The organism is Alteromonas sp. ABV2_168 (assembly GCF_056161165.1).
On the sequence record NZ_JBSWYQ010000003.1, the window covers coordinates 133,052 to 147,152 of the forward strand.

A 14,101-nucleotide genomic window follows, 5' to 3' on the forward strand; every position below is an offset into this window, starting at 1 on the left:
TCTGTTGCGCGTTATCACCTGACGCCTGAAAAAGCTGATGTCAGGTGAAGTGGCGGTGCAATACTGCGCCGGTAAACGAGGTACGTAAGTAAAATCCTCTGGGGCGGGTTTTTATTTTCTGTCCGTCAGCATCAAAGGCATCTGTCAGCACATTGCCACTGGCTGCTTTAGGACGGATGTGCAGTGCCTGACCAAGACGCGCAGTGATTTTTTCTACTTCCCCCAGCACAATCATTTCTGTGAGTTCTTCCCAGTCCTTTTGCAAGATTGCGTCTTCCCGGGCATCCGGTTGCCAGAAAAATGCCGTGGCAACACGTCGCTGTGCGAGGGGGATGGCGCGGTCACCTTCCAGTGGCACCCATAAAACCTGCTGAAGCTTATTGCGCACATTAGACGTTTGCCAGGTAGTACCGGGTTTACTTATCAGCGGCGCGTAACAAACATACGTGGTTTCCAGCGGAGTAAAATTCCCGTCAATAGGAATCGTTTTCAGCTCTACACCGAGTTCCGGGAAGTCCTGTTGAGGTTTTGAGCCGGCTGTGGCTCCCAGCCATTTTTCTATCAGCATACCCGGCCAGCCCTTGTGCCGTTGCAGATTTTCCGGAATGGCCACGTGCGCCAGCTCTGCCAGTTCGCCCAGTGACAAGCCGGCAATCCGGTAGCTGCGTGCCAGTAACTCTTCCGGTGTAGCGGGTGCGGTATCGGGTGGCTGCAAGAGACTCTCCGGGTAATATTTGCTGAATTAGGATTAATGCTTTGAAAGGGCTATAGTTTATGGAAGAATGCAGAAATAGAAAAGTTTATCGTGCCCGGGAGTCTATGTGATAGATGCCGACGGATTCCGTGCGAATGTGGGCATAGTGATTTGCAACAAAATGGGTCAGGTGTTTTGGGCAAGGCGTTATGGTCAGCATTCATGGCAGTTTCCACAAGGCGGAATTGATGAAGGGGAAACTGCAGAACAAGCTATGTACAGGGAGTTGCACGAAGAAGTAGGGTTAACGCAAAAAGACGTTACTGTTTTAGGTGTTACCCGCAACTGGTTGCGATACAAATTGCCAAAGCGATTAATTCGCCAGGGCAGTTCTCCGGTATGTATCGGGCAAAAACAGAAGTGGTTTCTGCTTCAGTTAGATTGCCAGGAAAAAGATGTCAATGTGCTCAAAAGTGGTCATCCTGAATTTGATGACTGGCGCTGGGTGAGTTATTGGTATCCCATCCGAAATGTCGTGTCTTTCAAACGGGATGTATACCGTAAGGTGATGAAAGAATTTGCCGGTGTTGCAATGCCCGCGGGTCAACGCGTGCAAAACAATCCGCCGGGGAAACCCAACAAACGTAACCGCAAGCGCCGGCGTAGCGGTTAAACAGGAGAGCATCTTCGTGGCTGGAACCGGGAATATACTCACCACGTTAAAACGCATCGTACAGGAAATGAACCAGATCCCGGATTTGGATCAGGCTTTGTTTCGTCTTGCGTCCCGGGTTAAGCATACAATGCAGGTGGACTCCTGCTCTATCTATCTTGCTGATTATGAAAAGCAGGATTTCGTGCTTAAAGCCACAGATGGTCTGCACCCTGATGCGGTGGAACTGGTCCGCATCGGATTCTCCGAAGGCTTGATTGGTCTGGTAGGACAGCGTGAAGAACCGCTGAATATCGAAAATGCGCATCAACATCCCCGCTTTAAGCATTATCCTGAAGTAAAAGAAGAAAACTACAACGCTTTCCTTGGTACGCCAATCATTCATCAGCGCAAAGTGCTGGGCGTGATCACCATGCAGCAAAAAGCCATGCGCCGTTTCGGCGAAGACGAAGAAGCGTTTCTCGTCACACTGGCCACCCAACTTGCGCTGGAAATCACCAATGCGGACATCCGCGGTGCACTTACGCCGAATGCGGCAGTGGAATCTGTTCCGAGACAAAAAAATGTGCGCGGCATTGCCGGCTCTCCCGGCCTGGCTGTGGGTACCGGTTATTCCACAGACAGTTCAATTTCCCTCCGTAACTGGGTGGTAAAACGCTGTACTGATAAAGATCTGGAAATCCGTCTGTACCGGCGAGGTGTAGAACTTACCCGTAAGCACGTTGATGATTTATCCGGTCGTCTGGATGAAGCAATTCCCGATGACGTAAAGTCCATTTTTCAGCTTTATCATCATTTGCTTGACGCCAACAGTCTGGGACGTGAAGTTGAAGCGAAAATCCGTGAGGGGTGGGATGCAGCTTCATCGCTGAAAATGGTGGTGGAAGATTACGCCGCTAAATTCCAGAATATGGAAGATCCCTACATGCAGGAGCGGGCAATTGATATTGTCGACCTGTCGAACCGGATCCTGCTGAACATTCTGTACGACAACAAAGGCAAGTCGCCGGTTAATAATGAAGTGAAAGGCGACAGCATTCTGGTTGCCGAAGAAGTCAGCGCCTCTATGCTGGCAGAGTTTCCGCGAGCTCACCTTAAAGGCATCATTTCTATCCGCGGGTCGAATAACTCCCACGCTGCAATACTCGCCAGAGCCATGGGTGTTCCTGCGGTTATGGGATGCCAGAACGTCTCCCCGGCACTGCTGAACGGTAAAGAAATCCTGCTTGACGGCTATGGTGGCGAAGTGATTATTTCGCCGGAAAAAACCATCCGTAACGAATTTACCCAGCTGATTGCTGAAGAAGCGACCCTGTCTGAGCGTATTGATGCTGAAGCAGGGCAGATATGTAAAACGCAGGATGGCTGTCGCATTGCGCTTTACGTGAATGCGGGTTTATCGGCGGAGATTGAAGCGACGCAATTTGCTAATGCAGATGGCATTGGCCTTTACCGTACCGAAATTCCGTTCATGCTCAGAGAGCGTTTTCCGTCTGAGCAGGAGCAGGTAGAGCTGTACCGGCAAATCCTGATGGCTTCACCGGAACAACCAATCACCATGCGTACGCTGGATGTTGGCGGTGATAAACCTTTGCCTTACTTTCCGATTAACGAAGAAAATCCGTTTCTTGGCTGGCGGGGGATCAGACTGACGCTGGACCATCCGGAGATTTTCCTGGTACAGGTGCGGGCAATGTTGCGGGCCAGTATTGGTTTAACGAATCTGCAAATCATGCTGCCAATGATCTCCTCTGTCGCGGAAGTTCAGGAGGCAAGACGTCTTATCGATCAGGCTTTCTTTGAAATCAGTGATGAAGTCAAAGACATGGATGTACTGCTTGAGCGTCCGAAGCTGGGTATTATGCTGGAGGTGCCTTCGGTACTTTATCAGTTGCCACAGCTGGCCAGACAGGTAGATTTCTTCTCTGTCGGTAGTAATGACTTAACGCAATATTTGCTGGCGGTGGACAGAAACAATACCCGTGTGGCCAGTTTGTATAACAGTTATCACCCTGCGGTGCTCAGTGCTCTGTATGATATTGTTAAGCAGGCGGATGCCAATCAGGTACCGGTTACTGTTTGCGGAGAGATTGCCGGTGAACCGGGCGGTGCCATTCTGCTTATGGGAATGGGTTACCGCAAATTAAGTATGAATGCCCACAACCTGCGCAAGATAAACTGGGTGGTACGCAATGTATCGCTGGAAGAGTCTAAACAGCTACTCATCAAAACCCTGACGGCAAGTACTCATGAAGAAGTGTTTGTTTATATCAATCAATATCTGGAACAGCGCGGGCTGGGTGGTCTGGTACGGGCAGGCTCCTAGGAGTTTACAGGAGCTGGTTGCTGCCGTGACAGATCTGGGAGAATAGTTGCTGCCGGTATCAAGAAACACAAATCGTCATGGTTCTGTGATACGCTACGCGCCTCGTCAATCCGGATGCGGCGCATGGACCCTTTTTTAATACTTTTCTTTTGCTGTATGGCCTTAGGCCTGGTTGTTGGCCTGCTCGCCGGGATGCTTGGCATCGGCGGCGGTCTTATTATCGTTCCCTGTCTTTCCTACCTGCTGGTACACTTCCTTGGCGTAAATACCGATACCGTCATGCCTATGGCTGTTGCCACCTCGTTATCGACCATTATTTTTACCGGTTTATCCTCCGCGCTGGCCCATCACAAACTGGGTAATCTCGACCGTCATATTGTTATCTGGAGCAGTATTGGTATTGCCTTCGGAGCCATAGCCGGTGCTCACGTCGCCAGCGCCATATCGGGACATACATTGAAAAATATTTTTGCTGTGCTGGTAATAGCAGTGGCTGCACAGATGGTATTTGGCCGCAGACAGGCTTCTTCTCATAAAGCCGGTAAACCCGCACTGGTTTCTGTGGGCGCGGGAACCGGTTGTGTCAGTGCATTAATGGGCATTGGCGGTGGCGCTCTGCTGGTACCGGCATTGGTGTGGTTTCAGGTGAATGTACGGCAGGCAATCGGCTGCGCAGCATTCAGCGGACTGGTCGTCGCACTGTTTGGTACCGCCAGCTTTATACTAACCGGTTCATCCGTCGACGGACTTCCGCAAAACTCGATAGGTTACGTGTATTGGCCGGCAACTTTAGGTATTGTGTGTACCTCGGTATTTACCGCCAATATCGGCGCCCGTCTGGGTCAGCGGATGAACACTGTTTTATTGAAGAAAATGCTCGCCTGCCTGCTGGTGCTGGTAAGTATAAGAATGATTGTAGGAATAGAATAAACCATGGCAGAAAGTAGTTATCTGGTCTTTCCCAACATAGACCCGGTCATATTTAGTATCGGCCCGTTGAGTGTGCGCTGGTACGGTATGATGTACCTTGTGGGTTTTGTGGCTGCTTATATGCTGGCGCAAAAACGCCTGTCACAAACTAACTGGACCCGTGACCAGTTGAGCGACCTGCTGTTCTGGGGATTTGTGGGGGTGATTTTAGGTGGTCGTATCGGCTATGTACTGTTTTATCAGTTCGGTATGTTCCTGGAAGATCCTACTTATCTTTTCAGAATATGGACCGGTGGTATGTCTTTCCATGGCGGGCTTCTGGGGGTACTGGTTGCACTGGCATGGCAGGCAAAGAGAATGAACGCCACATTCCTGCAAATCGGTGATTTTGTTGCGCCTCTTGTCCCCATTGGCCTTGGAGCAGGCAGAATAGGTAACTTCCTGAATGCCGAATTATGGGGGCGTCCTGCCGACGTGCCCTGGGCGATTATTTTTCCGGGCGCGGGAGAGCAGCCCCGTCACCCGTCTCAATTATATGAGTTCGCGCTTGAAGGTGTGTTACTGTTTACCATTCTCTGGCTGTTTTCTGCGAAGCCGCGTCCTACAGGGGCGGTAGGCGGTTTATTCCTGCTCGGTTACGGCTGTTTCCGCTTCATCGTTGAGTACTTCCGTGAACCGGATCAGCACATCGGTTTGTATTCCGTGGGTCTGAGCCAGGGGCAACTACTCTGTGTTCCCATGATCCTGCTCGGCGCCGGCCTGATGGTATGGGCTTACATGCGTAAATCGCCGGTACAAAAATCAGAACAATCATAAGAAAAAGCAAGTATGAAAGAATACCTCAAACTGATGCGTCATGTGAAAGAGCATGGCGTGAAAAAAGAAGATCGTACGGGTACCGGCACGTTAAGCGTATTTGGCTATCAGATGCGTTTCGACCTTGCGAAAGGGTTTCCGCTGGTCACAACCAAAAAGTGTCATTTGAAGTCTATCATTCATGAGTTGTTATGGTTTCTTAAAGGTGAAACCAACATTCGGTATCTCAAAGAAAACGGTGTTTCAATCTGGGATGAATGGGCCACTGATGAAGGCGAGCTGGGACCGGTTTATGGTCATCAGTGGCGCAGCTGGGATGCCGGAGACGGCACCACAATCGATCAGATTAAAGACGTAGTTGAGCAAATCAAAAGTAATCCCGATTCCCGCCGGTTGATTGTCAGTGCATGGAATCCTGCCGTATTACCTGATACATCTGTTTCGCCCAAAGAAAATGCAGCCAACGGCAGGCAGGCTTTGCCGCCGTGTCATACCATGTTTCAGTTTTATGTGCTGAACGGTAAATTATCCTGTCAGTTATATCAGCGCAGCGGTGATGTGTTCCTGGGTGTGCCCTTCAATATTGCCAGCTATGCGTTACTGACTCTCATGGTGGCGCAGGTATGCGAACTGGAACCCGGTGAATTTATTCATACTCTGGGTGATGCTCATCTGTACTCCAACCATCTGGAACAAACTGAGATCCAGTTAGCCAGAGAGCCGTTTCCGTCGCCGCAGATGAATATAAACCCGGCGGTGAAAGACTTGTTCGGTTTTACGTTTGATGATTTTGAACTGGTAAATTACCAGGCCCATCCGCACATTAAAGCGCCTGTTGCTATTTAAGGGACAGAAATGACCACTCCGGTACTGATTTGCGATGACTCAGGCTTCGCACGCAAACAAATGGCCCGTTCCATCCCTGATGGCTGGGATGTGAGTATTTCGTTTGCCGGTAACGGTCAGGAAGCCCTTGAGGCAATCCGTGCAGGCAAAGCCGATGTGATGTTCCTCGATTTAAACATGCCGGTGATGGATGGCTATGAAACCATGAAAGCCATCCGCGAACAGGATTTACCCTGTCTGGTGATTGTCGTATCCGGTGATGTACAGCCTGAAGCGCGGGAACGCATGGTAGCTTTGGGCGCGCTGGATTTTATCCGCAAGCCGATGGACAACAAGAAACTCACCGCGTTATTGCGTCAGTATGGTATTTACAGTGGTGACAGCAGTGCGCAGAACCGTACGTTGCAACTGGCCGGCACGCAAAAAAATACCGCAGATGAGCAACTGGATGCCTACCGCGAACTGGTCAATGTTGCCATGGGACAGGCCGGTGAGAGCCTTGCCCGGTTGCTCGGTGAATTTATCGATTTGCCTATTCCCAATGTTAACGTCATTGAAGCCACAGAACTGCATATGGCGCTGGCTGAAGCACACCAGAATCAGCGGGTTTCAGCCGTTTCCAAAGGTTTTACCAGCGCGGGCATTAAGGGTGAAGCACTGGTGATTTTCAGTGACACCAAAATGGAAAATATTATCCGGCTGCTGAATTACAACGACCAGGTCGCCACAGAAGATCAGCAACTCGAAGCGTTAATGGACGTATCCAATATTCTTACCGGTGCCTGTCTTAACGCATTATCAGCCCAACTGAATGTAACTTTCAGTCACAGCCATCCTATATTACTGGGACAGCACAGCGGATTTGAGACCATGTTGAACAATAATGCGAGTCGCTGGGGGAAAGTCATGGCGATTGAAATTGCCTATGCCATCAAAAGCCGGGATATCCGTTTTGATCTGTTGTTACTGTTTCCGGAGCAATCGATGGCTAAGATATATTCTCGCCTGGTCGATGAGGAATATGTAGCATGATTTCTGATGAACTGATTAGTATGCACTGGCAACAGGATCTTCTGAGCTCTGTTGAGGTAGGCATAGTAGTAATGGACAAAGATTTCACCATCGAAGTGTGGAATCAGTTCATGGAGAACCATGCCGGTCTGCGGCCGGGCCAGGTTAGCGGTAAAAAGCTTTTTTCTTTGTTTGATGAGATAGATGAACAGTGGCTGAGAAGTAAGGCGGACCCGGTTTTCAATCTGAAGACCCCTGTTTTTATCATCTGGGAGCAGCGTCCGTATCTGTTCCGCTTTAGCACTAACCGGCCTATTACATCTGATGCCCTTTACATGTTCCAGAATGTGACCATGTTTCCCCTTTCTTCACCGGATGGTACGGTAAACAAGCTGTGTATGCTGGTGTATGACGTAACCGATCAGGCATTGAGTAAGCTTCGGGTAGAGCGTCTTAATGACGAATTACAGCATATGAGCAGAGTGGACGGGTTGACCGGCTTATTCAACCGTCGCTACTGGCAGGAGCGGTTTGACAGTCTGTTTAAGTTGTCTCAGCGCCGTGAAACTGTATCGACTGCCTGTATGCTGGATATTGACCACTTCAAAAAGATCAATGATACCTACGGGCATCAGGCCGGTGATCTGGTGATAAAAACGTTGGCCAGAGTTATCCAAAAAAGCATCCGTGAAACCGATCTGGCCGGTCGTTACGGCGGAGAGGAGTTTGCGGTGATCCTGGTGGATTCAACGGCAACAAACGCGCTTAAGGTTGCTGAGCGCATCCGCCGGCTGGCGGAAGCCATGGTGATTGATCATGAAGGACATCAAATCCGCTTCACAGTCAGTATCGGCCTCAGTGAATTCCGCAAACCGGTCAATTCTTCTATGGCATGGCTGGAAGAAGCCGACCAGGCGTTATATATATCTAAGAATAGTGGCCGTAACCGGGTATCTGTATGGCACCACGAAAACGAAAAGCAAATAGGGCAGCTGCAGGGTTAAGACACCGCCAGCAGCAGCTTCATGGTATTTTTCAGTTCCTGATATGCTACCGGTTTCACCAGATGGTAACGCATACCTACTTCCATTGAGCGTTGTTTATCGCTTTCATAAGCACTGGCCGTAACGGCCACCAGATGGGATTTGCAGCCACGTTCTTTGAGTATTGTTGCTACTTCAAAGCCGCTCATATCCGGCAAATTGAGATCCAGTAAAATAATACTGAACTCTTCCTCGCCGGCTCTCGACAGTGCGCTCTCACCGTCCTCTGCAAGGGTAACGTCATAGCCAAGGTTTTCCACCATATCCCTCAGGATCTCAGCATTAATAGGCTCGTCCTCGACGATAAGCACATTGACTTTGTCTGACTGACTGAAAGATTTGCCTTTATTGAGACTCAGATGGTGAATGGAGTCGATAAAACGGTTCCTGTCGATGGGTTTAACAAACACCTGCCAGGCCGGAATGTTGGAGTTGGCAATGATATTGGCAATTTGCGGCGCAGCCGAAACCATAATGACCGGTGGCATCCGCTCACCCAGCATAGCTTGCAGATAATTGGCTAATTCAGCGCCATTAATGCCTGGCATGTAATAGTCGGTGATGATGCCGTCATAGGTTTTCAGTTTATCCTGATTGGCCAGTAGATCTGCGCCCGAGAGATAGGTGTCAACGTGATAGCCTTCACTCTCAATCATGTGAGATAAGTGAATGCGGGTGATTTCCTGATCATCAACAACAGCAAATTTTGAGGACGATACAGGCTTTTTCGCCTCGCGGGTATCTCCTTTGGCTGCGTTGAGCGGTACATTCAACGTAAACTCCGACCCGTTATGAAGTGCGCTGGTAACCGTGATAGTGCCGCCCGCCTGTTCCACCAAAGTGCGGGATGCATATAATCCGACGCCTGCTCCGCTGTATAATCTTGAATTGCCGTGAGCCTTGTAGAAGCGCTGAAATATATTATGCAGGTCGCTTTCGGGGATACCGATGCCGGTATCAACCACACGAATCGTCAACAACAGCTTTCCGTCACTGACAGACATGCGGTTGTATACTGATACTGAGCCTTCAGGAGTGAATTTAACCGCATTATCCAGAATATTTTTGAGTGCTTTAATCAGACTGGATGAGTTTCCGTTCACATAGTGGGGCAGAGTACTCTCGTTCTTTACCTGATAATGCAGGTTTTTTTGCTGGCAATTGTAAGCAAACTGGCTGAGCGCATCGTCCAGTAACCGGATGAGGTCAAAATCTTCGTTTACAAACACCTCATCAATTTGTTTCGACTGCATGCTATCCACCAGGTTGCTTGTCAGCATAAGCAGGCGATAGCAGCTTTGTTCTGCTTTCTGAATCAACTGACCCTGTTTGGATTGCATGTTTGGTATGAGCTCCAACGCCCCGATAATGGCTGAAATCGGCGAACGGAATTCATGACTCATACTGGCCAGAAACTCTTCCTTCGTAGTTACCACTTTAGCCGTTTGTTCACGTTCGAATTCCACATCCCGCTTCGCTTCCTGAACCAGATTAAATTGCTCCAGCACCAGATTTTTTAAGGGTCTGAAGAGCAACAGCACAGTGAGCAAAGATAAGCCCAGAGTGATGAACCAGATTCCCAGCAACATCCACTGGTTAAATCTCAGCTCACCAGTGAGTTGCTGTTCAAAAAGCAGTACTGCATGGTCGAGGTCTTCCAATAGCTCGGTGGCTTCAGAGAGGCTTACCGGAGACGCAGAGGTCAGAGCAGAATCCGGCATACTTGCAAGTTCCAGAGCCCTGTCAGCATATTCAAGGGCGTGGGAGTCAAGATCACTTTCTTTCGAAAAATAAAGCTTTTCCAGGGCACCGGATAAGGGGGTGAACAAGCCGTTCAGAGATTGTCTGGCAACCAGTACTTCATGGCTTCTGGCAAACTCCCGTGTCCGGTCAACGAGCTCCGACTTCAGTGATACTCTGCGGGCGCGGTCATCTTCAGACACAAGCAGGTTCTGCAGAAATGCAATGCGCTGAGACAACATGCGCTGCTTTCCTGCAATATTAATTATCTGAGGTTGTATTTGGGTCGAAACGAGATACTGCTGAGTCCATGCAAAGTACACTGTGAGTAACAGTGCAATGGCACTTAGTGCAACAAGATAAGTTCGCCTGATTTTCCCTTTTAAATCTTCAATGGTCAGCATGAACGAAGGTACGTGTTGATGTTTATAAAGCGTAGTTGTTAATTTTCAAATTACCAGAAACCCGGCATTATTGTGCCTGCTGTTCTGCTTTCATAATGTGGGGTTTTATCGCCCGCAAAAACAATAAACTGGGTATTACCATCAAGGCGGTAATGATGAAAAAGGTCGACCAGTCGCCGTCTAGCTTATCCACTATGTAACCACTGCCTGATGCCAGCAGGTTTTTCCCTGCCACACTTAACGACGCCATTAATGCGTACTGGGAGGCTGAAAAGGTGCGGTTACACATCAGCGAGATGAACGCGACCATGGCAACGGTACTCCAGGCGGCTGTGAAACCGTCGACGATAATCGTCAGAGCAAATAAGGTTTTATCCGGCCCCACCCAGGCCATCAGTGAAAACATCAGATTGCTGGCTGCCATGGCAATACCGGCAATAAACAACCCGCGATAAATGCCGTAGCGGATGGTTACCATACCGCCTATGACGGAAAACAATATGGTCACCCACCAGTTCAGTAGTTTGGAATAACCGCCAATTTCACTTTTACTGAATCCCAGCTCAATATAGAACTGAAGACTCATGCGTCCCAGAAAGGCTTCACCGATTTTAAACAGGAAGATGAAGAGTAATAGTGATAATGCCAGCCTTGTTCCGTTACGGGTAAAAAATTCGCGGAATGGTTCTGCCAGAGTAACAAAAAACCACGCGCCGGCTTTTTGCACAAAGCCTGCACTTTGCGGATCAGCGCCCAGGGCTTTCTGGTAATATTCTGTTGCAGCTTTGAGCTGTGCTGCACGGTCTGTAACCGGCTCCTGTGCAAACAGGGTGAATATCATAATGGTGCCCATTACGCAGGCCATCAACAAATAGATGTCATTCCAGGCCCAGCCTGTCCAGTCGGCAATGAAGAAAGGCAGTGCACCCAGACCGCCGTAACCGGTCCACCAACCGGCGGTAGCCATAGATGATCCTGCAGCCAGTTTCTCTCTTTCATCATCGTTAATAATATCGATCCGGTAGGCATCAATCGCGATATCCTGAGTAGCGGAACACAGAGCGATACTGAGACCAAAAAGGGCAACGTAGAATAATGAGTGAGTGGCGTTCAGCATACTCATCATTACACAGCAGGCTACGATGATTCCCTGCATCAGAAAAATCCAGCCTTTGCGCTGACCTAGCCAGGGCAGACGGATACGATCCAGAAGGGGGGACCAGAGAAAATTTATCGCATAAACCGCAAAAATACTGCCGAATAAGCTGATATCTGTACGGGATAAACCTTCATCTTTTAACCAGGCTGTCATAACAGAACTGATCATGACCCAGGGAAATCCGCTGGCAATACCGAACACAAAAATACTGAAAAGTCGCCGGTCAGCAAAGGACTGGATAAAACGCATAAGAAAACTTACCGGTCAGTAACCAAAAGAGTATTTGATCATGTAACGGGAGGAAACACAACCGCCGTTAGCAATTGTGAAAGGTCGTTCAGGGACGGATGCCTACGCAGTCGAGAGGACAGGCACCTTTGCCTTCCAGAAAAGCGGTGCAGGTGGTCAGTTCTTCCACCAGAAAGGGGTCGTACTTGAGTTTTTCTTCAGACCAGAAGTGAAGTTGATGCAGTACATGCCAGAATACACGTTCTCTTTGAGTGTATGGTTGATCGAGGTCGTAATGAACCAGGCTCCATTCTTCCATAGTGTCCCAGAAGAATATTTCTACCTCAGAATGTGGGATTTCGTCTTGCCAAAAACCGCGAAGATAAAAGCATAGCTGCGCGGCCTTGGTATCAACAAATGACAAAAGCATAGTCGGCGCTGCCTGATACCCAAATGATTAGTTAGTATAGTCGTTAACAGTGTATTTTGTGTGATTTGTAAACAAAAGTAAACAGGCTTTTGATTTCCTTGTAAAAAATCACCATTGACTTCCGCTTTGAAGCGCTTTACCAGCCGAGGTAATTTACCCAGCCATAAATTTCTTTGCTGAGGCTGTTACTGAACGCCGAGTTTCCGAACGTGCTGGCGAGATTTACTGATGCACCTAATTGCTTCTGCCGGTAGTGAAGTTTTAGCGCTTTCGTGGCGTCTGTCCGGCGGATAGCAGGGGCTCCGGCAGTCCAGGGAGTCGAACCCGGCAACTGTAAATCAAGTACCGGAAATAATGTACTGGCAAGTTGCTCTGATATATTTTGCTGAAGGCCACTTTGGGGCCAGTAGGGGCTTATCACCACCAGCCCATCGGGCGGGGGCACATTATCGGTAACGGCCAGGGAGAGAAATTGCGCTGCGCCCATTCCCTGACTGATCACCAGTCTGAACCCGGGTACATCATCCACACTGCGAAAGACTGCACCGGCTATCAACGCCATCATCGTCTGACTGGTACTGGCATCGGCTACCGGTGAACCCGCCCAGGCACGGGGATGCATCAGTGCACTCAGCGTATCACTGTCGCTTTGCAACTCATCACTTCCGGTGCCGTCCGCAGGGGGAGCTGTTTCTGCGACAGGGGTTGTTGCCAACGGATTTAAACTTACCGGAGACGGAACGATGCGGGTGTGCCAGCCCCACTGATTAAGTCTGGCAGCCAGTTGCTGCGCATTTTGTAAGGTCAGGCCCTGGTAGCCCGTATCCATAAAAATAATCGCCACACCGCGACTGAGGGTAGTGGTGGGCTGCGCGGAGAAAACCGGAATGTCTTCTTCACCGGCGAGTACGGTTTCGTACTCAGACGGCAAATACTGCTGACGAATATCGTCTGCAAGTATGCCGGCCCGTGTACTGCCGGTCAGCAATAAAAGAAAACACACTATAGAGCGGAACACTGCGACTCCGGTTAACAAATCTGGCTAAACAGGTTATCGGCAGTGCGAAGCAAAACTTAATTCGGGTTGATGACGTCTGAACCCGGAAGTGGCAGCGTGTCAGGTTGATAGTCCATGAATGGCACATCGCTGGTAAACCGTTTCCATTCTCCCGAAGAAGGATGTTGCAGGATCAGCGTTTCGGCATGGAGCTGAAGGCGGGGAGCCTTCGCTCTGGCTTCATCATGAGCATATAACCTGTCACCCAGAATGGGATGACCTAGTGACAGCATGTGCACCCGTAATTGATGAGAGCGGCCGGTGACCGGCAACAGCTCAACCCAAGTTTCCCCGTCAAGACGTTTGATAACACGGTAATGTGTTAGTGAGGGCTTACCATTCTCAAAGTCTACTTTCTGTTTGGGGCGGTTTGGCCAGTCCACAATCAGTGGCAGGGTTATACTTCCCTCATCATCCGCCACAGTGCCATCAACCCTGGCGTAGTAACGCTTTTTCGTCAGCCTGTCCTGAAACTGCTTCGAGAGCCGGCGGTGAGCCTCTTTATTAAGTGCCATTACCATAATGCCGGAGGTTGCCATATCCAGCCGGTGAACCACGGTGGCAGAAGGCAGCACTTTTTGCACGCGGCTGATAAGTGCATCTTTGTGTGCGGGCTGGATACCCGTCACACTTAGCAGGCCACTTTGTTTATTTGCCACCACAATGTCATTGTCGTAATACACCAGCGACAAAAAAGGTGACATGGGCGGATCGTAAATAAACGGCTTTTTACCGGCGGGCATA

The 14,101-nt window shown here is 49.5% G+C and carries 13 protein-coding genes; 7 read left to right on the forward strand and 6 right to left on the reverse strand.

Features of this window, described 5'->3' with window-relative positions; all coding sequences use genetic code 11:
- Positions 1 to 40: 40 nt before the first annotated feature.
- Entirely contained in the window at positions 41 to 715 is a 675-nt protein-coding gene (gene mutH / locus ACXAH4_RS06165) for a DNA mismatch repair endonuclease MutH (RefSeq protein ID WP_474845178.1), read from the reverse strand.
- A 106-nt stretch (positions 716 to 821) separates the two neighbouring features.
- On the opposite strand from mutH, the gene rppH reads away from it, so the two are divergent.
- The 7 genes from rppH (at position 822) to ACXAH4_RS06200 (ending at position 8,300) form a co-directional block, all read left to right on the forward strand.
- Complete coding sequence (gene rppH, locus ACXAH4_RS06170) at positions 822 to 1,367, forward strand: RNA pyrophosphohydrolase (RefSeq protein ID WP_119500007.1); 546 nt, start codon at positions 822 to 824, stop codon at positions 1,365 to 1,367.
- Positions 1,368 to 1,401: 34 nt separating this feature from the next.
- Positions 1,402 to 3,693 carry a phosphoenolpyruvate--protein phosphotransferase gene (ptsP, locus tag ACXAH4_RS06175; RefSeq protein WP_474845364.1) on the forward strand — a complete coding sequence of 764 codons (2,292 nt, stop codon included), beginning with the start codon at positions 1,402 to 1,404 and terminating at the stop codon, positions 3,691 to 3,693.
- Positions 3,694 to 3,816: 123 nt separating this feature from the next.
- The gene (locus ACXAH4_RS06180; RefSeq protein WP_474845176.1) at positions 3,817 to 4,623 is read left to right on the forward strand and encodes a sulfite exporter TauE/SafE family protein; all 807 of its coding nucleotides are present in this window, start codon (positions 3,817 to 3,819) and stop codon (positions 4,621 to 4,623) included.
- A gap of 3 nt (positions 4,624 to 4,626) precedes the next feature.
- A complete protein-coding gene (lgt, locus tag ACXAH4_RS06185; RefSeq protein WP_119500010.1) occupies positions 4,627 to 5,439 on the forward strand; it encodes a prolipoprotein diacylglyceryl transferase in 813 nt (270 codons plus the stop codon).
- A gap of 12 nt (positions 5,440 to 5,451) precedes the next feature.
- Positions 5,452 to 6,285, forward strand: coding sequence for a thymidylate synthase (locus ACXAH4_RS06190; RefSeq protein WP_474845174.1), 834 nt, complete (start codon positions 5,452 to 5,454; stop codon positions 6,283 to 6,285).
- Positions 6,286 to 6,294: 9 nt separating this feature from the next.
- Complete coding sequence (locus ACXAH4_RS06195; protein WP_474845172.1) at positions 6,295 to 7,317, forward strand: response regulator; 1,023 nt, start codon at positions 6,295 to 6,297, stop codon at positions 7,315 to 7,317.
- The gene (locus tag ACXAH4_RS06200) at positions 7,314 to 8,300 is read left to right on the forward strand and encodes a sensor domain-containing diguanylate cyclase (protein ID WP_474845170.1); all 987 of its coding nucleotides are present in this window, start codon (positions 7,314 to 7,316) and stop codon (positions 8,298 to 8,300) included. The genes ACXAH4_RS06195 and ACXAH4_RS06200 overlap by 4 nt, the downstream gene beginning before the upstream one ends.
- Here the strand turns inward: ACXAH4_RS06200 and ACXAH4_RS06205 are convergent.
- From ACXAH4_RS06205 to ACXAH4_RS06225, 5 genes are all read right to left on the reverse strand, one after another.
- Positions 8,297 to 10,483 (reverse strand): response regulator, encoded by a 2,187-nt coding sequence (locus ACXAH4_RS06205; RefSeq protein ID WP_474845168.1) that lies wholly within the window; start codon positions 10,481 to 10,483, stop codon positions 8,297 to 8,299. The genes ACXAH4_RS06200 and ACXAH4_RS06205 overlap by 4 nt on opposite strands.
- A 67-nt stretch (positions 10,484 to 10,550) precedes the next feature.
- On the reverse strand, positions 10,551 to 11,891 hold the full coding sequence (locus ACXAH4_RS06210; RefSeq protein WP_474845166.1) for an AmpG family muropeptide MFS transporter: 1,341 nt from the start codon (positions 11,889 to 11,891) through the stop codon (positions 10,551 to 10,553).
- Between the two features lie 88 nt (positions 11,892 to 11,979).
- Complete coding sequence (locus ACXAH4_RS06215) at positions 11,980 to 12,300, reverse strand: hypothetical protein (RefSeq protein WP_474845164.1); 321 nt, start codon at positions 12,298 to 12,300, stop codon at positions 11,980 to 11,982.
- Positions 12,301 to 12,436: 136 nt separating this feature from the next.
- Positions 12,437 to 13,318 carry a DUF3530 family protein gene (locus tag ACXAH4_RS06220; RefSeq protein ID WP_474845162.1) on the reverse strand — a complete coding sequence of 294 codons (882 nt, stop codon included), beginning with the start codon at positions 13,316 to 13,318 and terminating at the stop codon, positions 12,437 to 12,439.
- A gap of 56 nt (positions 13,319 to 13,374) precedes the next feature.
- On the reverse strand, positions 13,375 to 14,100 hold the full coding sequence (locus ACXAH4_RS06225) for a pseudouridine synthase (RefSeq protein WP_474881366.1): 726 nt from the start codon (positions 14,098 to 14,100) through the stop codon (positions 13,375 to 13,377).
- Between the last annotated feature and the right edge of the window lies 1 nt (position 14,101).

Bases quoted from the DNA above. Each gene is read 5' to 3' on its own strand.
- lgt (WP_119500010.1), top strand. From the start codon at position 4,627: ATGGCAGAAAGTAGTTATCTGGTCTTTCCCAACATAGACCCGGTCATA.
- ACXAH4_RS06210 (WP_474845166.1), bottom strand. From the start codon at position 11,891: ATGCGTTTTATCCAGTCCTTTGCTGACCGGCGACTTTTCAGTATTTTT.
- ACXAH4_RS06180 (WP_474845176.1), top strand. From the start codon at position 3,817: ATGGACCCTTTTTTAATACTTTTCTTTTGCTGTATGGCCTTAGGCCTG.
- ACXAH4_RS06195 (WP_474845172.1), top strand. From the start codon at position 6,295: ATGACCACTCCGGTACTGATTTGCGATGACTCAGGCTTCGCACGCAAA.
- ACXAH4_RS06205 (WP_474845168.1), bottom strand. From the start codon at position 10,483: ATGCTGACCATTGAAGATTTAAAAGGGAAAATCAGGCGAACTTATCTT.
- ACXAH4_RS06225 (WP_474881366.1), bottom strand. From the start codon at position 14,100: ATGCCCGCCGGTAAAAAGCCGTTTATTTACGATCCGCCCATGTCACCT.
- ACXAH4_RS06215 (WP_474845164.1), bottom strand. From the start codon at position 12,300: ATGCTTTTGTCATTTGTTGATACCAAGGCCGCGCAGCTATGCTTTTAT.
- ACXAH4_RS06200 (WP_474845170.1), top strand. From the start codon at position 7,314: ATGATTTCTGATGAACTGATTAGTATGCACTGGCAACAGGATCTTCTG.
- ACXAH4_RS06190 (WP_474845174.1), top strand. From the start codon at position 5,452: ATGAAAGAATACCTCAAACTGATGCGTCATGTGAAAGAGCATGGCGTG.